The 19136-nt window shown below is 72.6% G+C and carries 12 protein-coding genes and 2 pseudogenes; 7 read left to right on the forward strand and 7 right to left on the reverse strand.

The features are described 5' to 3' along the window. Positions 1-49: 49 nt before the first annotated feature. The 3 genes and pseudogenes from ACSHWO_RS36760 (at position 50) to ACSHWO_RS36770 (ending at position 2809) form a co-directional block, all read left to right on the forward strand. Positions 50-1132 (forward strand): DUF5937 family protein, encoded by a 1083-nt coding sequence (locus ACSHWO_RS36760; protein WP_438319621.1) that lies wholly within the window; start codon positions 50-52, stop codon positions 1130-1132. Positions 1133-1162: 30 nt separating this feature from the next. Continuing rightward, on the forward strand, positions 1163-1696 hold the full coding sequence (locus ACSHWO_RS36765; protein ID WP_438319622.1) for a hypothetical protein: 534 nt from the start codon (positions 1163-1165) through the stop codon (positions 1694-1696). A 90-nt stretch (positions 1697-1786) separates the two neighbouring features. After that, positions 1787-2809: pseudogene (locus tag ACSHWO_RS36770) on the forward strand (IS630 family transposase). Here the strand turns inward: ACSHWO_RS36770 and ACSHWO_RS36775 are convergent. The 6 genes and pseudogenes from ACSHWO_RS36775 to ACSHWO_RS36800 form a co-directional block, all read right to left on the reverse strand. Beyond that, positions 2806-3600 (reverse strand): hypothetical protein, encoded by a 795-nt coding sequence (locus ACSHWO_RS36775; RefSeq protein WP_438319623.1) that lies wholly within the window; start codon positions 3598-3600, stop codon positions 2806-2808. The pseudogene ACSHWO_RS36770 and the gene ACSHWO_RS36775 overlap by 4 nt on opposite strands. A gap of 28 nt (positions 3601-3628) precedes the next feature. Then, positions 3629-4557, reverse strand: a pseudogene (locus ACSHWO_RS36780) (IS5 family transposase). A gap of 53 nt (positions 4558-4610) precedes the next feature. Beyond that, a complete protein-coding gene (locus ACSHWO_RS36785; RefSeq protein WP_438319624.1) occupies positions 4611-6038 on the reverse strand; it encodes a GH1 family beta-glucosidase in 1428 nt (475 codons plus the stop codon). A gap of 66 nt (positions 6039-6104) precedes the next feature. Then, complete coding sequence (locus tag ACSHWO_RS36790) at positions 6105-7043, reverse strand: carbohydrate ABC transporter permease (protein ID WP_438319625.1); 939 nt, start codon at positions 7041-7043, stop codon at positions 6105-6107. Beyond that, entirely contained in the window at positions 7040-7999 is a 960-nt protein-coding gene (locus ACSHWO_RS36795; RefSeq protein WP_438319626.1) for a carbohydrate ABC transporter permease, read from the reverse strand. Before ACSHWO_RS36795 ends, ACSHWO_RS36790 begins: the two co-directional genes overlap by 4 nt. Before the next feature lie 114 nt (positions 8000-8113). After that, positions 8114-9454 (reverse strand): ABC transporter substrate-binding protein, encoded by a 1341-nt coding sequence (locus ACSHWO_RS36800; RefSeq protein WP_438319627.1) that lies wholly within the window; start codon positions 9452-9454, stop codon positions 8114-8116. A 252-nt stretch (positions 9455-9706) separates the two neighbouring features. On the opposite strand from ACSHWO_RS36800, the gene ACSHWO_RS36805 reads away from it, so the two are divergent. Next, positions 9707-12553, forward strand: a complete 2847-nt coding sequence (locus ACSHWO_RS36805) for a glycosyl hydrolase (protein ID WP_438319628.1) — start codon at positions 9707-9709, stop codon at positions 12551-12553. Between the two features lie 156 nt (positions 12554-12709). Here the strand turns inward: ACSHWO_RS36805 and ACSHWO_RS36810 are convergent, their stop codons facing one another. Next, positions 12710-13738 carry a LacI family DNA-binding transcriptional regulator gene (locus ACSHWO_RS36810; protein ID WP_438319834.1) on the reverse strand — a complete coding sequence of 343 codons (1029 nt, stop codon included), beginning with the start codon at positions 13736-13738 and terminating at the stop codon, positions 12710-12712. A 651-nt stretch (positions 13739-14389) separates the two neighbouring features. Between ACSHWO_RS36810 and ACSHWO_RS36815 the strand changes: the two genes are divergently transcribed. From ACSHWO_RS36815 to ACSHWO_RS36825, 3 genes are all read left to right on the forward strand, one after another. Further along, complete coding sequence (locus ACSHWO_RS36815) at positions 14390-14962, forward strand: hypothetical protein (protein ID WP_438319629.1); 573 nt, start codon at positions 14390-14392, stop codon at positions 14960-14962. 404 nt (positions 14963-15366) lie between these two features. Next, on the forward strand, positions 15367-16617 hold the full coding sequence (locus tag ACSHWO_RS36820) for an MFS transporter (protein ID WP_438319630.1): 1251 nt from the start codon (positions 15367-15369) through the stop codon (positions 16615-16617). A gap of 188 nt (positions 16618-16805) precedes the next feature. Further along, on the forward strand, positions 16806-19130 hold the full coding sequence (locus ACSHWO_RS36825; protein ID WP_438319631.1) for a protein kinase domain-containing protein: 2325 nt from the start codon (positions 16806-16808) through the stop codon (positions 19128-19130). Positions 19131-19136: the final 6 nt, after the last annotated feature.

Genomic DNA, 19136 nt, shown 5'->3' on the forward strand with positions numbered 1-19136 from the left:
GCCTCCGGGCGCTCGTCGCGGACGTACCGGAGGCAGTGATCATGTAGGGGTGACGTTGAGGATCGACATCGGCGGCCTGCCGCCCGAGCGCTTGCGGTTCGCCGCCTCCCCGCTGGCCGAGCTGACCGCGATGCTGCACGTGCTCGCCGAACCCGGACACCACCCGCAGCTCGGCGGCTGGGCCGCGGACGTCCGGGCCGGGCTGCCCCCGGCACTGGCCGAGCGGTTGCGCGAGGCGGAGTTCCTCTGGCGTTCCGCACAGGCGGACTTCCTGCTCCCCGCGCGGCCCCGGCCCACCCTCGCCGAGGAACTGGACGACGTGGACCGCATCGACGACGAGACGTACGTGACCGCCGCGCTCGTGGCCACGTGCGGCAACCGGGTCCACTCCGCCGTACCGTCGCCGCTCACCCACGCCGTGGTGCGCGAGCGGGCCCTGAACCTGGCCCAGGCCCGCGGCGCACGGCAGGAGGCCTTCGCGGAGCGGCTGCTCGCGGACCCGGCCGCCGTACGGGCGCGGGTGCGCCGCACCCTCGAACAGTGCGCGGAGGCCTTCTTCGACGCCGCCTGGGCGGGCGTCGTCGTGCAGCTCGCCACCGACCTGCGCGTGAAGAACGACCTGCTGAAACACCAGGGCGTCGCGGCGGCACTCGCAGCGGTGTCCGGTGCGGTCCGCCTTGCACCGGACGGCGACCACATCGTCGTGGACAAGCTGCTGGACAAGACGACCTCCGCCCACGGCAGTGGGGTCACCTTCATACCCAGTGTCTTCGGTCGCCCGCACCTGGCGGCCGTCCACGCCCCCGGGTGGCAACCGGTGGTGCAGTACCCCGTCGCCGAGGCGGCACCCGCGGAGCCCGTACCGCTGGAGACGGTCACCCTGCGGCTGGAGGCGCTCGCCCACCCCGTACGGCTGCGGCTGCTGCGGACCCTGGCCCGCGGCTCGCACACCACCGGCGAACTGGCCCACGCCTGGGAGCTCTCACCCCCGGAGGTGTCCCGTCACCTGGCCGTCCTGCGCCGCGCGGGCCTGCTCACGGCCCGGCGGCAGGGCCGCTACGTCCGGTACGCCCTCAACCTGCCCGACCTGACGGCGCTGGGCACCGACCTGCTGGCGGCCGTACTGCGCTGAACCCTCCTCCGACGTTGCGATACTTCCGGCATGAACATGCCTGGTCTGCGGGCGCTGTGCGCCCTCCTGCTCCTCGCGTCCGCGCTCGGGGGGTGCTCCCTCCCCCCGGCCTTCGGGAGCTGTGAGGGCACGGACGCAGCCGTGGCGGAGCTGGCGAAGCTGCCGGTGCTGGAACTCCGCCCGGACCGGGCCACGCCCCTCGGCGACGGGGCGGGGCCCGACGCGCACTGCACCGAGGAGAGCGGCGTCGCCTGGCTGTACGCGGGGCGGCTGTACGCATACGGCGGGAGCCGCGAGGAGGTGCGGGAGTACTACGAGCGGGCCGCGCCGAACGTCGGGTGGCGGCCGGCGGGGGACCACCGCCCGGCGCAGGACGACCAGCGGCACCGCGTCTGCTTCGAGTCCCAGGGGCGACCGAGCGTCACGCTCGGCTTCCACACGGCGCAGGAGGTGCGCGAGGCCTACGGCACGGATCCGGGGCCGGAGGCCGACGCCACCGGACCCCGCATCTGGTTCTCGGTGTACGCGACGGCAGAGAACGACGGTTCCTCCTCCGGCTGTTAGTGTCCTGAGTCGGAGATTTGTCGTTGGTCTGGTGTGAGTCGTCCTGGACCGAAGATCCCGCCGGTGGTGCTCTCCGATGCTGAGCGGGCGATGTTGCAGTCGTGGGTGCGTCGTCGTTCAAGTGCCCAGTCGTTGGCATTGCGATCACGGATCGTGCTGGAGAGCGCGGACGGACACGCGATCGCGGAGGTCGCCCGGCGCCTGGGCATCACCACCGACACCGTCCGCGCATAGCGGCGGCGGTTTCTCGAACGCCGGCTGGACGGCCTGTGCGACGAGCCCCGACCCGGTGTCCCGCGGAAGATCACCGATGCCGATGTGGAGCGCGTCATCGTCAAGACGCTGGAGGAGACGCCGAAGGACGCGACTCACTGGTCGACGCGGTCGATGGCCGCGGCGACCGGCATGTCGCAGTCGGCGATCTCACGGATCTGGCGGGCATTCGCCCTCCAGCCGCACCGGGCCGAGACGTTCAAGCTGTCCAAGGACCCGTTGTTCATCGACAAGGTCCGCGATGTGGTCGGGTTGTATCTGGACCCGCCGGAGCGGGCCCTGGTGCTGTGTGTGGACGAGAAGTCGCAGATCCAGGCCCTGGACCGGTCCCAGTCGGTCCTGCCGATGATGCCCGGGTGCCCGAACGCCGCAGTCACGACTACGTGCGTGCGGCCACCACCACTCTTTTCGCCGCCCTGGACACCGCGACCGGCAAGGTCATCGGCTCACTCCACCGCCGTCACCGTGCGGTGGAGTTCAAGAAGTTCCTACTCAAACTCGACAAGGAAGTACCGGCAGACCTCGAAGTCCACCTGATCCTGGACCCACAAGGTTCCGGCGGTCAAGAAGTGGCTGGCCGCGCATCCGCGCTTCCACCTGCACTTCACCCCGACAGGCTCGTCATGGCTGAACCTGGTCGAGCGCTGGTTCGCCGAACTCACCACGAAGAAGCTTCACCGAGGCGTCCACCGCTCCGTCCAGGCACTCGAACGCGACATCCGCACCTGGCTCGCCAACTGGAACGAGCACCCCAGGCCCTTCGTCTGGACGAAGACAGCCGACGAGATCCTCGACAAGGTCGCCGCTTACTGCCGACGAATCTCCGACTCAGGTCACTAGGACTTGTCCGCCCGATCATGTTCGGAGCCAGATGACCAGGGCGGTGAGGACGGAGCCGCGCCTGCCGTCACACAGTCCGCCACAGCTTGCGCCGCCTGGGCAATGAACGGTGCCGGTAGTTCATCCGACGTCCACGGTGACCAGTCGTCCCACCTCTGTTCGGCGATCCCTTCCACCCGGTCGGCAGCCTGGGACGGCCTCACCCCAGGAAGTTGCAGCGCCGCGGTCGTCCAGCCGATCAGCTCGTGCACCTCCACGTACTCGTACCACTCGGCGTCGTCCCAGCCGAGTCTGTCGGCGTGACGGGTCCACGCCCACCGCAGGGCCTCAGCAGTGGCATCGGCAGCCCGCTGCCTGGGACTTCCCGTCGCCGTTCGGGCGGCGTGCTCGGCGCATTGGACCAGTTCCAGCGTCCTCCAGAAAGGGAACCTCGCGAAGAGGTCGAGGTTCTCGGCGATGGTGTGACGGAAGGCCTTGCCCCGGCCATGGTTTGCGGAGGTATCCAGCCACACGCCCAGGGAGGACGGCCATCCCCGGCCGTTCGGGGGATAGTGGGTAGCCGGGCGGATCACGGCGTCGAACCAGCCCTGGACGTACGCGTCAGAGGCGGCGACGATCGCGTGGACGTCAGCGTCAGTAGCCCGTTTCCCCGGGTCTATGTGGCCCCACAGCACCACAAGCGAGCGTTCCACGGCGGTCCGCATGGCACGGTGAAGATCGTCCTGCCGGGAAGGCTGCGCCCACGGCAGAAGGGTGCGATAGCAGACAGTGAAAGGATCTTGGTCGAGCACGGGTAGAGCCTAGGACTTGTTCGAGTGGTCATGCTCGGAGCCAGGTGACAAGAGCGGCTGCGGTGGCGGTGCCGAGGAAAACGTAGCGGCGCTTGTCCTAGCGAGTGGCGACCGCCCGGGGCTGCTTCAAGCGGTTGATCGCACGCTCGATGGTGTTGCGTTTCTTATAGCGGTCCTCGTCGAAGCCCGGTGGCCGTCCGCCGCGTGAGCCCTTGCGCAGGCGGGCCGCCTGGCTGTCACTCTTCTCCGGGATCGTGTGCCGGATACCCCGCCGCCGCAGGTACTGGCGGCAAGACCCGTTGCTGTATGCCTTGTCGCCGGCCAGACTGCCAGGCTTCTTACGCGGCCTTCCGGGACCAGTCCTGGGGACGTGGATCTTCTCCCGGACCCGCTTGAACTGGGTGCAGTCTGCCCGCTGCCCGCCCGTGACGACCAGCGACAGGGGGCGGCAGCGGCCGTCCGCGCTCAGGTGCAGCTTGCTGGTGAACCCGCCTCGCGAGCGACCCAGACCCTCACCTCCAGCACCACCTCCACCAACCGGGCGAGCAGGCCCTGCCCCGCCGTTTCGCCCTGGTGTTCTACTGCCTGAGCCCCCTTGGACGCGGGCACAGGCGGCGGGGCCGTGCGAGCACCGGCCGCGTGCTGGTGAGCCCGCACGATGGTGGAGTCCACCGAGACATCCCAGTCGATCTCACCCGCGGCGTCGGCCGCGGCTTGGACCTGCTGGAGCAGACGTTCCCAAGTCCCATCGGCCGACCACAGCCGGTGGCGTTCATACACGGTCTTCCACGGCCCGAACCGCTCGGGCAGGTCACGCCACTGCACCCCGGTCCGCACCCGGTGCAGAATCCCGTCGATCACCTGCCGGTGATCCCGCCACCGACCACGACCATTACTGACCGGCAGGAACGGCCGCAGCCGTTCCCACTCGGCATCTGTCAGATCACCACGCCCCATGCTCATGGCAACGGCCCGAGTGTGGAACAGTCACATGATCGGGCGGACAAGTCCTAGGGCCGGGTGGGGAGGCCGCCGCGGGCGATGACGTCGGCGTACCAGTGGGCGCTGCTCTTGAACGTCCGGCGCTGCGTCGGGAAGTCGACGTGCACGATGCCGAACCGCTTGCTGTAGCCGTAGGCCCATTCGAAGTTGTCCAGCAGGGACCACAGGAAGTAGCCGCGGACGTCGGCCCCGTCCTCGATGGCGCGGTGCACGGCTGCCAGGTGCGCGTGGAGATAGGCGACCCGCTCGGGGTCCTTCACCTCCCCCGAGGGGTCGGCGTAGTCCTCGTACGCCGCACCGTTCTCGGTGATCACCAGCGGTACGTGCGGCAGGTCGTCCCGCAGCCGGAGCAGCAGCTCGTGCAGCCCGCCGGAGTCGACGGGCCAGTCCATGGCCGTGCGCGGGCCCGGGACGGGGACGAAGCGGACGTGCCGCTCCGCACCGGCCCACGGCGAGGGCGACAGGGACCGTGACGGGGACGACGGGGAGGCGCCGGCCGCGACCGCCGTGGGGGAGTAGTAGTTGATGCCCAGCGCGTCGATCGGCTCGGCCGCCGCCCGCAGGTCCCCGTCCTCGACGAAGGACCAGTCGGTGACGGGCGCCGTGTCATCGACGAGGTCCTCCGGAAGGCGCCCGTGGAAGACCGGATCGAGGAAGATCCGATTGCCGACCGCGTCGATCCGGCGGGCCGCGTCCCGGTCCCTCGGAGCGTCGGTACGGGAGCGCACCGCGTGGAGGTTGAGGGTGAGCGACACCTCGGCCCGGGCGGGTACGGCGGCACGCACCGCCCGGACGGCCAGGCCGTGGGCCAGGTTGAGGTGGTGGGCCGCGCGCAGCGAGTCGACGGCACTGGTGCGGCCCGGGGCGTGCACCCCGCTGCCGTAGCCGAGGAAGGCCGAGCACCAGGGCTCGTTGAGGGTGGTCCACGTCGCCACGCGGTCGCCGAGTCCTTCCGCGGCGAGGCCCGCGTACTCGGCGAAGCGGTACGCGGTCTCCCGGTGCGGCCAGCCGCCGGCGTCCTCCAGTTCCTGGGGGAGGTCCCAGTGGTAGAGGGTGGCCACGGGGCGGATGCCGGCCGCGCGCAGCTCGTCGGTGAGACGGCGGTAGAAGTCCAGGCCCTTCTGGACGGCGGGCCCCCGGCCGGTCGGCTGGACGCGCGGCCAGGCGATGGAGAAGCGGTAGTCGGTGACGCCGAGCCGTCGCATGAGTGCGATGTCCTCGCCCACGCGGTGGTAGTGGTCGGCGGCGATGTCGCCGGTGTCGCCGTTGCGCACCCTGCCGGGGGTGCGGCTGAAGGTGTCCCAGATGGACGGCGTGCGACCGTCCTCGTCCGCGGCTCCCTCGATCTGGTACGCGGCGGTGGCGGTGCCCCAGCGGAAGCGTTCGGGGAAGCGGAGCGTCGCCCCCGCGCGGGGACGGGCGTCGAGCGCGGTCATGAGGGTGGAACTCCCGGAGGTGAGGAGGAGAAGAGGGGAGGGGAGGGGAGGGGAGGGGGCGCGGGCTCAGCCCTTGACCGCGCCCTGCATGATGCCGCCGACGATCTGCCGGCCGAGCAGGCCGAACACCAGCAGCACCGGCAGCGTTCCGAGCAGGGTGCCGGCCATGATGACGGACTGGTCGTTGACGTACCCGCCGCCGAGCTGGCGCAGGGCGACCTGCACGGTCGGCTCGGAGGAGGAGAGGGCGACGACGGGCCAGAAGAAGTCGTTCCAGGCGGCCATGAAGGTCAGCAGGCCGAGCACGGCCATGCCCGGCCGTGCGACGGGGACGACGACCGACCAGAAGATCCGGGCGGTGGAGGCGCCGTCGACGCGGGCCGCTTCGATCAGTTCGTCCGGCAGCGACTGCACCAGGTACTGCCGCATGAAGAACACGCCGAAGGCGGAGACCAGACCCGGCAGGATCACGGCCTGGAGCTGGTTGACCCACTGGAGCTCGGCGATCAGCATGAACAGGGGGATGACGCCCAGCTGGGGCGGGATCATCATGGTGCCGACCGTGACCGCGAGCAGGGCGCCGCGGCCGCGGAAGCGCAGTTTGGCGAAGGCGAACCCGGCGAGGGTGGAGCACAGGACGGTGCCGAGGGTGACCGACCCCGACACGATGAGGGAGCTGACCAGCGCCCGGCCGATGTCGGCCTCCTCCACCACGGCCTCGAAGTTGCGCGCCAGGTTCGGGCCGGGCAGCAGCGCCGGCGGCACCTTGGCCAGGTCGGCGTTGGAGCGGCTGGCCGCGACGACCGTCCAGTAGAACGGGAACGCCGAGACGAGCACGGCGAGGACGAGGACCGCGTGGGCGACCGCTCCGCCCCGCATCGTGCGCCCGGCGCGGGAACGCCGGCCGCGACCCCGGACCGGGCGTCGGAGCCCGCCCCGGGCGTACCGATCGGCGGCCTGGGGCTCGGCCGGGGGGTCGCCCGGCTGATCGGCGAGGACGGTCACCGGCAGGCCTCCTTACGGGCACGGCGCCGCCCGACCACGGCGTGGGCACCGACGACCAGCAGGATCAGCAGGAACATCACCCAGGCGACGGCGGCCGCCCGGCCCAGGTGGAAGAAGCCCCAGCCCTGCTCGTACAGGTAGAGGCCGAGCGTCTGGTACTGGTGGGAGATGCCGCCGGAGACGGACCCCTCGAACAGCAGCGGCTCGCCGAACAGCTGGGTCGCGCCGATGGTGGAGACGACGACGGTGAAGACGATCGTCGGCCGCAGCCCGGGCAGGGTGACGTGGAGGAACTGCCGCCAGCGTGACGCCCCGTCCAGCTCGGCGGCCTCGTACAGCTCGTGCGGGACGGACTGCATGCCGGCCAGGTAGATCAGCGCGTTGTACCCGGTCCAGCGCCAGACGACGATGGAGGAGACGGCGACCTGGGAGGCGACCGTGCCGGTCTGCCAGTCCACCGGGCCGATGCCGACGAGCCCGAGCAGCTGGTTGACCAGGCCGAAGTCGCGGCCGTACAGCTGGGCGAAGACGAGCGTGGCGGCGGCGACCGAGGTCGCGTACGGCAGCAGCATCACCGTGCGGAAGAACGTCCGGCCGCGCAGCTCGTGGTTGAGCAGGTGCGCCAGGCCGAGCGCCATCACCAGCTGGGGGACGGTGGAGAGCACCCCGATGGTGAAGGTGTTGCGCAGCGAGGTCCAGAAGAACCCGTCGCCGAGGAGCGCGGCGTAGTTGCCGAGGCCGCGCCACTGCATGTCGCCGGGTGTCTGCAGCTCCACCCGGTACAGCGACACGTACGCCGTGTACAGCAGCGGGAACAGCCCGAATGCGGCGAACAGGCTGAAGAACGGGGCGACGTAGGCGTACGGGGAGACCGTGCGCCACGCACGCCGGACGGTGGACGGCCGGGCCGCCGCCGGCCGGGCCGGTGGCGGCCGGAGGGGTGCTGCGAGGGTCACGGTGCGGCCCTTCGGGAAGAGTCGGTGCCTTGGTTGGGGGCGGGGCGGGGCGGGGCGGGCCGGGGCGGCGGCGGGCGTGGGGCGGGGGAGCCTGCGGACCTGCCGGCGGGCCGGTCAGCCGACGGTGTTCTCCACGCCCTTGCGGGCGTTCGCCCAGGCCTGGTCGGGGGCCGTGCCCTTGCGCTCGACCTCGCCCAGGGCGTTGGTGATCTGCTGGGCGATGTTCTGGTCGTGGGCGCCGAGGACCTGCACGGGGGCAGCCTTCGCGGCCTCGCCGAAGATCCGGCCGATCGGCGCGTTCGAGAAGTAGGGGTCGGTGGCGTCCGCGATCTGCGCGATGGCTCCGGTCGCGGACGGGAAGTTGCCCTGCTCGCGGAAGACCTTGGCCTGCTGCTCGGGCGCGGTGAGCCAGGCGATCAGCTCGTACGCCTCCTTCTTGTGCTTGGCCGCCCGTGGCACGGCGAGGTACGAGCCGCCCCAGTTGCCGGCGCCGGCGGGCAGCTTCGCGACGTCCCACTTGCCCCGGCCGGCGTCCCCGGCCTGGCCCTTGATGTAGCCGAGCATCCAGGCGGGGCAGGGGAGCGTGGCGAAGGAGCCGGCGGCGAAGGCCTGGTTCCACTGCGGCGACCACTGGTCCAGCTTGGCGCTCAGCCCGCTGCGCGCCGCCGTGACCGACGCCTCCCAGGCCGCCTTCAGGGCCGGGTTGGTCTCCCAGACCAGCCTGCCGGAGGCGTCGTAGTAGCGCTCCTTCTGCTGGCCGATCATGACGGAGTAGAGGCTGCCGACGCTGTCGAGCCAGGCGCTCCCGCCCGGGGCGTTCGCCTGGTACTGCCGGCCGAGGGCCAGGTAGCCGTCCCAGGTCGACCACTTCTGCGCGAGCTCCTCGCGGTCGGTGGGCAGGCCGGCACGGGCGAAGAGGTCCGTGCGGTAGCACATCGCCTCGGGTCCCACGTCGGTGCCCAGGCCCAGGACCTCGCCGTTCTTCCCGGCGGCCGCCGCCCAGGTCGCTTCGGCGAACCCCTTCTCGAGCGCGCCCGCGCCGTACGTGCGCAGGTCCTCGAACCGGTCGCCCTGCTGCTGCGCGACGGAGGCGATCCGGCCCACCTCGACGGCCTGGACGTCGGCGAGACCGGCGCCGCCGGCCAGCCGCGTCTGCAGCGACTTCCAGTAGTCGGCCTCGTCCTCGGTGTCGGTCTGCTTGACGGTCACGCCCGGGTGCAGCTTCTCGTACTCGGCGTAGAGCCCGGCCTCCTCGTAGCCGAAGGACCCGAACAGGTCCACGGTGATGGTGACCCTGCCGCCGTCCGCGCGGTCGGAGGCACCCTCCGGCGAACCGCCGCAAGCGGCGAGCAGGATCCCGGCGAGAGCGACAGCCACCAGGCGGCCGGACGCCCTGCCGCCGGCTCTCCCGGCGCCTTTTCCGGCGGTTCTCGTGGCGGCTGCGGCAGTGGGCATGGGAGGCCTCCGTTGGCTGCGGGGTCGGACGGGAACGCATCGCTGAGAGCGCTCTCAGTCGGCGTGGGGAGCGTGCCCGCGGCGCATGTGTTCCGTCAAGAGTCGAAGGAGCATTGGCCCGGAATCAGCCCCAACTTCCGCTGTAGCACGGTCTCTTGACACCCCCGTTTCGGGAGTCTTACGTTTCCGGCCAGCTGAGAGCGCTCTCGGATACGAGTCCCGGACATGACCACCGCGATGACATGAGATGACATGAGGTGTTCCCCCGTGCCCGTCCCCCACGCGCACCGAGCCGCCCCCCTCGGCCGAGCCGCCCCCCTCGGCCGAGCCACCCCTCTCGGCCTGGCCGCCGCCGCCCTCGCGGTCGCCCTGACGGCCTTCGGTCTCGGACCGGCCGCGCCCCCCGCGGCAGCCGCCACCGTCCCGGTCGGCGCCGGAAGCTACTCCGACACCCGCCCCACCGGAACCTCCGGTCCCACCAACAACACCGGTTCCCCCGTCACCCCCAAGGTCACCCCCGCGGCCGCGGGCAGGCCGGTCCCCACCAACGACTGGTGGTCCTCGCTCGCCTTCCAGCGCTACGGCGACAACCCGTACTCCACCCCCATGTACGGCCACCCCCTCAGCTACCGGGCGGTCGCCGGCGGGCTGGAGGTCGGCTACCCCACCACCCCCGCCGTCGTCGGGGACGGCCGCCAGTACGAGTTCGCCCACCAGCGCGACCTCACCCTCGGCCTCACCGGCCTGAACTCCCCCGACGCCAGGGCCGACTCCTGGTCCGACTGGACCGTCACCCCGTACTGGTCCGACGGCACCCGCACCCTGCGCACCACCATCGGCCACGGCAGCCCCTTCGTGTACGCCCAGGGCTCCGGCGGCAGCGCCCGGATCACCACCGCGGGCACCCCCACCGTCTTCGCCGACCAGGGCAACGTCCTCGGCATCACCGTCGCCGGCCACCACTACGCCCTCTTCGCCCCGACCGGCACCGACTGGACCGTCGCCGACACCACGATCAGTGCCGCCCTCGGCGGCAGGGACTACTTCTCCGTCGCCGTCCTGCCCTCCCCCGACGCCCTCGCGACATACCGGAAGTACGCCTTCAGCTTCGTCACCGGATCCCGGGTCGACTGGAGCACCGCCGGCGGCACCGTCCGCGCCACCTACACCCTCGCCACCGAGGCCAAGGAGGGCACCGAACGCGGCACCCTCCAGGCCCTCTACCGGCACCAGTGGCTCCACACCACCGACCCCCTCACCCCCTACGCGTACGTCTCCCCGCGCGGCACCATGAAGGTCCGCGAGGGCACCGCCTTCACCACCACCCAGAAGACCGCCCCGGTGCTGCCCGCCCTGCCCCGCACTGGCGACGTCGACACCGCCGCGCTGCGGGGCCGCCTGAACGAGGCCGCGTACGCCGCCGACCCGTTCTCCGGGGCCGTGGACACCTACTGGACCGGCAAGGCGCTCGGCCGGCTCGCCCAGCTCGTGCCGCTGGCCGACCAGATCGGCGAGACCGCCACCCGTGACCGGCTCCTCGCCCTCCTCAAGGGCCGCCTCCAGGACTGGTTCACCGCGGGCGGCGCGAACGAGTTCTCGTACGACCGCACCTGGAAGACCCTCACCGGCTACCCGGCCTCCTACGGCAGCGACAACGAGCTCAACGACCACCACTTCCACTACGGCTACTACGTGTACGCGGCCGCGATCGTCGCCCAGTACGACCCGGGCTGGGCCGCCGACTCCGCCTGGGGCGGCATGGTCAAGACCCTCGTCCGCGACACCGCCAACCCCTCCCGCACCGACGGCGCCTTCCCCTTCCTGCGCGGCTTCGACGTCTACGCCGGCCACAGCTGGGCCTCCGGACACCAGGGCTTCGCCGCCGGCAACAACCAGGAGTCGTCCTCCGAGTCCACCAACCTCAGCGCCGCCCTCGTGCTGTGGGGCTCGGCCACCGGCGACACCGGCCTGCGCGACCTCGGCTCGTACCTGCTCGCCACCGAGGGCGAGGCGATCGCCCAGTACTGGTTCGACGCCGACGGGCAGGTCTTCCCCGCCTCCTTCGGCCACGACACCGTCGGCATGGTGTGGGGCAGCGGCGCCGCCTACGCCACCTGGTGGACCGCCAACCCCGAGGAGATCCACGGCATCAACGTGCTCCCCGTGACCGGCGGCTCGCTCCACCTGGGCGGGCGCAAGGAGGCGATCCGGCGCAACATCGCCGAGATGGAACGCGAGAACGGCGGACCCGCCGCCGAATGGCGCGACATCCTCTGGGAGTTCCAGTCACTGGCCGACCCGGGAGCCGCGAAGGCCCGGTGGGACGCGGGCCAGGCCGCCTACACCCCGGAGGCGGGGGAGTCCAAGGCGCACACCCAGCACTGGATCACCGTCCTGAACGCGCTCGGCGCCCCCGACCCGTCGGTGACCGGCGACATCCCCACCTCCGCGGTCTTCGGCAAGAACGGCACCCGCACCTACGCGGCCCACAACCACGGCGCCACCGCCCGCACCGTCACCTTCTCCGACGGCCGGACCCTGACCGTGCCGCCCCGCTCCACGGCCACCGCCACCGGAAGCGGGACCGACCCGGACCCGGACCCCGACCCCGGCCCTTCGGGCGGTCACACCTACCACCTCCGCTCCGGCGGCGTCCTCACCACGTCCGCCGGCGGCACGGCGGGCAGCGACACCGTCCCCTCGGCCGACGGCGCCAACCACGACGGCACCCCGTACGAGCCGCTGGTCTACGAGGCGCGGAACGTGACCGGCAGGCTGCGGGCGGGCGGCGCGACCGCGTTCCGCCTGCCGGTGGACGCCGGTACGGCGGTCGGCCTCGGCCAGCAGGTCCGGGTCAGCTACGACCTCACCGGCGACGGCGCCTTCGACCGGACGGAGACCTACCACTACTTCGCCACCGACCCGGTCCCCGGCTGGGAGGAATACCACCAGGGCCGGGGCCTGAAGGCCGCCACGGGCACGCTCGGCGACCTGCGCGGCGGAACGGTTCGCCTGGAGTTCTGGAGCGCGATCGGCACCGCGGACTCCCGCCTCCGGACGGGCACGGACGCCTCGGTACTGGTCGTCCCGTACGACTGACACCGGCGGGGGAGGGCGAACGGGCTGCGGGCGGCGGGGGAGGGCGAACGGGCTGCGGGCGGCGGGGGAGGGCGAACGGGCTGCGGGCGGCGGGTGCGGGGCGAGGGCGACACGGCCCCGCCCCCGCCGCCCGCGGCCGCGCCGCCCGCCTGCCCGCTACGCGGACGCGCGCCGGACGAGCACCGTCTCCGTGATCACGGACGCCGAAGCCGCGTCGGCCGCCCCGTCCAGCACCCGCATCAGCAGCCCGACCATGAGCCGGCCCATGCCCTCGACGTCCTGCCGCACGGTGGTGAGCGCCGGTACGGCATCGCGGACCACGGAGTCCATGTCGTCGAAACCGACCACCGCGACGTCCTGCGGCACCCGGATCCCGCGCTCCCGCAGGATGCGCAGCGCGCCCGCGGCCATCAGGTCGTTGGCGGCGAAGACGGCGTCGAGGTCCGGCCGCCGGTCCAGCAGCCCGGCCATCGCCCGGGCCCCGCTCTCCAGGGTGAAGTCGCCCTGGCACAGCAGCTCCGGATCGGCGTCGGTCAGGACGTCGTGGTAGCCGGCGATCCGGTCCAGCGCGGACGTCTGCGTGCGGGGGCCCGCGATGTGCGCGATACGGCGGCGCCCCAGGGACACCAGGTGCCGTACGGCCTCGCGGGCGCCGCCGCGGTTGTCGCAGTCGACGAACGGCACCTGCGGCCCCGCCCCCGGCGCCGGCCGCCCCCCGAACACCACGGGGACCCGGCTGCGGGCGATCAGTGCGGGCAGCCGGTCGTCGCTGTGCAGGGAGAAGGCCAGCGCCCCGTCCACATGGCCGCCGTCCAGGTAGCGCGCGATCCGCTCGTGGTCGCCGGGGCCCTCCACCCAGAGCAGCACCAGCTGGGTGTCATGCGCGGTGAGCTCCCGGCTGATGCCGCGCACCTGCTTCTCGAAGAACGGGTCGGAGAAGATCCGGAACTCCGGCTCCGCGATGATCACGCCGACCGCACCGTGACGCCGCGTGACCAGCGACCGGGCGGCGCGGTTCGGTACGTAGCCCAGCTCCCGCACCGCCTCGCGCACCTTGTCCGCCACCGACCGGCGCACGCCCGCACCGCCGTTGACGACCCGTGAGACCGTCGCCCGGGACACGCCGGCCCGCGCGGCCACGGCTTCCAGCGTGGGGCGCGACGACCCCGCGGTCTGCTCGGGCAAGGCAGTCACTCCCGTCTCCCTCCAAGGTCGGCGCCGCACCACTGGTCCGACGGCGACCAGGATAAACGCACGCCCCCACCCCCTGAGAGCGCTCCCAGGACCAGCGGGGACGCAGCGCGGTACCCCGCCCCCCGGCCCCACCCCCTCCGCGCCGAACTCACCCACCTACTCACCCACACCCAAGCCGGCCTCTGGTTGGCACGACCCGACGTACATTCACGTGTGGCTGCAGCCACTGCCGCCCACCACCGTCGCCGCTCGCCGGCACGCTGCGGCGCTTGCCCGCAGCAGCGTCATATGCAGGACCGATCTGATGCGGCACTCGGAGAGGCAGATGCCGCGCGAGGTTGCGGCAGCACCGGCGCCGCGGCGGGCCGCCTGAGGCAGCCGGGGCATCTGTGCTTGACGGCTCAACAGATGCGGGACAGTCGAGTGGTCAATCGGTCGCAGGCGCCCGTTTCGACATGGTCGGGTGCGCGGGGGACGATAGAGGAGACAACTCCTTCTGGGGCGGATCGGAACGCTTGCGGGAAGCACCCGACCGACGGCATGCGCTAGCCAGGCGACCGCGCTCGATCCCGGTCGCTGGGCGGGCCTATCGCCCTCTCGCGTCCTGCCCTCGCCCCTCCCACAGGTGTGAGGACTAAAGAGATGTACAAGCGCACTGGTCTCATGCTGCGCGCCTCCCTGCTCGCCGGTACGCTCGCATGCGGTCCCGCTGCAGCGGCTGTATATGCGGCGGTCCCGGAGGCGCTGCCTACCGCACAGTGCTTTGTCGAACCGAAGCCGGGCGACGCAACCAAGTCGATCATTACTGGTGAAGGCTTCAAGAAGGGCAAGGTCACCGTCGACCAGACCGACGGTCCCGGTGGTGTACTGGTCACCGTCGGCGAGGACGGCAAGTTCACGGCCAATGACCAGCCCAACGGCAAATACACAGCATCGGGCGGCGGGCTCAACGCCACATGCCTGAGCGGCCAGGCGGCCCAGGACACCGTCAACAAGAACGCCATCGACGCCGCGCGGAAGGCCGGCGCCGCAGAAGGATTCACCATCGGCAGGGAGCTTGCACAGGCCGGGAACTGCGCAGCCAAGGCGGAACCGAAACCACTGCGGCAGGGGCTCGTGCCCGACGCAGCGGCTCAGAAGGCCGCGCAGGAAGCACATGACGCGGCCTTCACATCCGCATTTGCCACCGCGATCCAGAGGTACTGCACCGACTGACCGTTTTGAGTGAGGAACGGAGCCCGTGGAGTGTTCCACGGGCCCCGTTGCCTTTTGCGTTTCGGAACTTGTCTATGACCGGTGGGGGCAGCAGGTGGTGGCCCCTGCTTTCTGGTGTCGTCATGCAGCTGGCGAAGCCGGAGCCACTGCGCAGCTGCGCAATCGTGGGATCCAGATGCGGCCTCCATCACCCGCTCACGCCGGCGTGGAGTGGATACGCTGCGGCCGCTGGAGCCGTGCGGGACAGACGTCGCGAACCACCCAGTATGTCCGCCGGCTGCCGACGGAACCCCGGAGCCGGAGGGCGGCCGTTTGACCTGCCGTCGCGCCGACCGCTTTGCTCGTCCCGGTCGACGCGGGTCGACGCGGGTCGGTTCGGGTGGGACATCGAGGGGGCGGCGAGCATGGCGGGCAGGAGGTCGTTGGGCCGGCAGTTCGGGTGGCTGTGGGCGGCGTACGCGGTCAGCGCATTCGGCACGTTCCTCGCGTTCGACGCGTTCTCCCTGATCGCGATCCTCGTACTGCACGCCGGGCCGACCCGGGTGTCGGTGCTGGCGGCCGCGGGCCTCGCCGTGGGGGCCGCGCTGGCGGTGCCCCTCGGGCCGTGGGTGGAGTTCCGCCGCAAGCGGCCGGTCATGGTCGCGGCGGACCTGACCCGGTTCGCGGCACTGCTGAGCGTCCCCGCCGCGTACGCCCTCGGCCTGCTCGGCTTCGCCCAGCTCCTGGTCGTGTCCGTCGTCGTCGGCGCGGCCGGCATCGCCTCCACCGCGGCCGGCGGCGCCTACCTGAAGGCACTCGTGCCGCCGGAGGACCTGCTCGTCGCCAACGGCCGGTTCGAATCCACGACCTGGACCGCCACCGTCCTCGGACCGCCCGTCGGCACGGCCGCGATCGGGCTGTTCGGCCCCATGACGACGCTGGTGGCCGACGCCGTCAGCTACCTGCTGTCGGCCGCCGGGATCCGGGCGATCGGCGGCAGCGAGCCGCCTCCCGCGCGCAGTGCCGCGCACGGGAAGCGGATCCGGCGCGGCGACCTGCTCGAAGGGTGGCGGTACGTCCTGAACCATCCGACCCTGCGCCCCCTGTTCTGCAACACGGTCCTGGTCAGCGGCCTGATCCTGGCGGCCTTGCCGCCGCTCGCCGTCCTCATGCTCGACGACCTCGGGTTCGCGCCCTGGCAGTACGGGCTCGCGTTCGGCCTGCCCTGTGTCGGCGGCATCATCGGCTCCCGGCTGGCCCCCCGGCTCGTCGACCGGTTCGGACGGCACGGGGTCATGCTCACCGCCGGGGCGCTGCGCGCGTGCTGGTCGCTCGCGCTGGCCTTCGTAGGGCCCGGCGCGGGTGGGCTTGCGCTCGTGGTCGTCGTCGAGTTCGGACTGATCACCTGCATGGGCGTGTTCAACCCGGTGTTCGCCGCCTACCGGCTCGAACAGGTCCCGGCGGACCGGGTCGCCCGCACCCTGTCGGCGTGGTCGGTCAGCAGCAAGGCGACCGTCGCGGCCCTGACCGGGCTGTGGGGCCTGCTGGCCGGTGTGATCGGCCCCCGCGCCGCGATCGCCGCCGCCGGTCTCCTCATGCTGGCCACCCCCTTCCTGCTGCCCCGGCACGACGACGCACCGCACCCCGAACCGGGCCCGGCCCCGAGCCGGACCTGAGACGGAGGCCCCCGCCGGTGCACGCGGCGAACGGTGGGGCACCGGTCCGCTCCCGGATCGTCCGTGTGAATCCCCAACTCCCGGGTGGAGCACGGAGATCCACGCGCGTATGTTGGTCCGGCGAGCGGGCTCCCGCCCGCGCGACGGCTTCACTGACGGCTCGTCACGGACCTTCACCAAGGGGCACGATGAAGCAGCTCGGCGACGGGGACCCGCGATGGGTCGGGCCCTACGCGCTGGTCGGGCGGCTCGGCAGCGGCGGCATGGGCGCCGTCTACCTGGGGCGCTCCGCCGGCGGCCGGACCGTGGCGGTGAAGGTGGTGCGTACCGACCTCGCCCGGGACGAGGTGTTCCGCGGCCGCTTCCGCCGCGAGGTGGAGGCGGCCCGGCGGGTCTCCGGGGCGTTCACCGCGCCCGTGGTGGACGCCGACACCGAGGCGGACGTGCCGTGGATGGCGACGGCGTTCGTCGTGGGCGTCCCGCTGGACCGCGCCGTCATCGAGCGGGGTCCCCTCCCGGCGGGCACGCTGTGGACGCTGACCGCCGGCCTGGCGGAGGCCCTGGCCAGCGTGCACGGCGCCGGACTCGTCCACCGCGACCTCAAACCGGCGAACGTCCTCCTCGCCCTCGACGGGCCGCACGTCATCGACTTCGGCATCTCGCGCGCGGTCGACGGCACGGCCATGACGTCCACCGGCGCCATCATCGGCTCGGCCCCCTACATGTCGCCCGAGCAGGCCGTCGGCCAGGCCCTCACCCCCGCCAGCGACATGTTCTCCCTCGGCTCCACCGTCGCCTTCGCCGCGAGCGGGGAGCACCTCTTCGGCGAGGGCGCCGCGGCGGGGGTCCTGTTCCGCATCGTGCACACCGATCCGGACACCGGCATGCTCCCGCCCGGCCTGCGGGACCTCGTCCGGGCCTGCCTCGCGAAGGATCCCGGGGACCGTCCGACGCCGCGCGAGGTGTCCGAGCACGTCGAACGCGCCGGCCCGCCCGTCCCCTCGGGCGGGTGGTTGCCCGAGGCCGTGGCGGGCGACGTACTGCGTGCGCGGGCCGTCCTGACGGCCCTGCCGGCCGACACCCCCGAACCGCCCCACGGGCCGCCCGCGACCGGCCCGGACGGCACGCTCGTCCACGAAGGCCCGCCCGCCGGTGCCGACGCCGCCGGGCGTCCGCAGCCCGCCACCGCCAGCCGTCGGCGGATCCTCCTCGGCCTGGCCGGCGGGGCCGTCGCCGCCGCCGGAGCCACCGTGGCCTGGATCGCCGGCTCACCGGGAGGGGGCACCCGGGGCGGCGGGAGCCGCGGCGCCCCGCGCGTGCCGCGGCCCGACGGGGACGGCGTACGCGAGGCCCGCCTGGCGTGGAAGGCGCAGCTGAACTCCCCGAGCGCCCAGGTCGTCCCCGCGAACGGGCTGGTCATGTGCGTCACCCTCCAGGACGTCCAGGCACTCGACGACAGCGGCCGCCCCAGGTGGACGGTCCGCGGCGCGGACAACGGGATCACCTTCGCGGTGTACGGCCCGACCCCCAGCACCGTCGCCGCGTTCCACGACGGACGGCTGTACGTGGCCGGCATGACCGCCACGCTCCCGGTCGGGCGGACCGCCGTGGCGGCCATCGACGCGGCCTCCGGCAAGGCCGAGTGGACGGCCTCCCTGGACCAGCCGCACACCAAGGGCGGCCTGTTCGTGCCGGGGGCGCGGGCGGGCAGGGCGTACGTCATCGGGCTCGGCGACGGGCAGGACCACGGCCCGCTGCCGCAGGGCGTGCACGTCTGGTGCCTCGACCTGAAGGCGCGGCGGACCGCCTGGTGGTACGGCGACGGCACCGCCCTGTACTTCTCCGCCCTGCCCGAGGGCAGCGACAAGGCGCTCTTCGCGACGACCGGCGCACTGGTCTCGCTGGACGCGACCGGCAAGGCCGCCTGGACGAAGGCCTTCGCGGCGGAGGCCTTCGAGGCCTCCGCCCGCCACTACCTCGTCGTCGACGCCGACGGCCGCCTGCGCGCCCTCGACCCCGACAGCGGTGCCGAGGTCTGGAACGTCCCCGGCGTCGTCGGGATGAGCGTCCGGGGCGGAGCCGTCGCCTCCGCCCCGGACGGCGCGCTGCTGTACGTCCTGCTGAAGGACGACGACGGGGGGTTCTCCCTCGGGGCCCTGGACGCCGCGACGGGCCGCACCGCGTGGCGTACGCCGCTGCCCGCCGAGCCGGCGGCGAGCCCGGCGTCCTCACCGGGCACGGCGGCCTCGCCGGCCTCGCCGGGCCCCGGGGCCTCCACGGCCTCGATCCCGGGCGGCGCCCGGCTGCTCTGCGCGGACGGCAACGTCTACCGGATGGGTGCGGACGGGGTCGTCTGGGCCGCCGACCCGGCCGACGGCAAGCTGCGCTGGAAGTACACCGGAACGAAGGGCACCGACCCCGGACGCCTGGGCTGGGCCGCCGGCGACGGCCGCCTGTGCATCACCGACCCCGGCGCCGCAACGGTCGCCGTCCTGCGCGCGAACGGAGAGTGAGACGAC

The sequence above is a fragment of the Streptomyces pallidus (ex Mingjun et al. 2026) genome (assembly GCF_051550185.1).
In the GTDB taxonomy this organism is placed as follows: domain Bacteria; phylum Actinomycetota; class Actinomycetes; order Streptomycetales; family Streptomycetaceae; genus Streptomyces.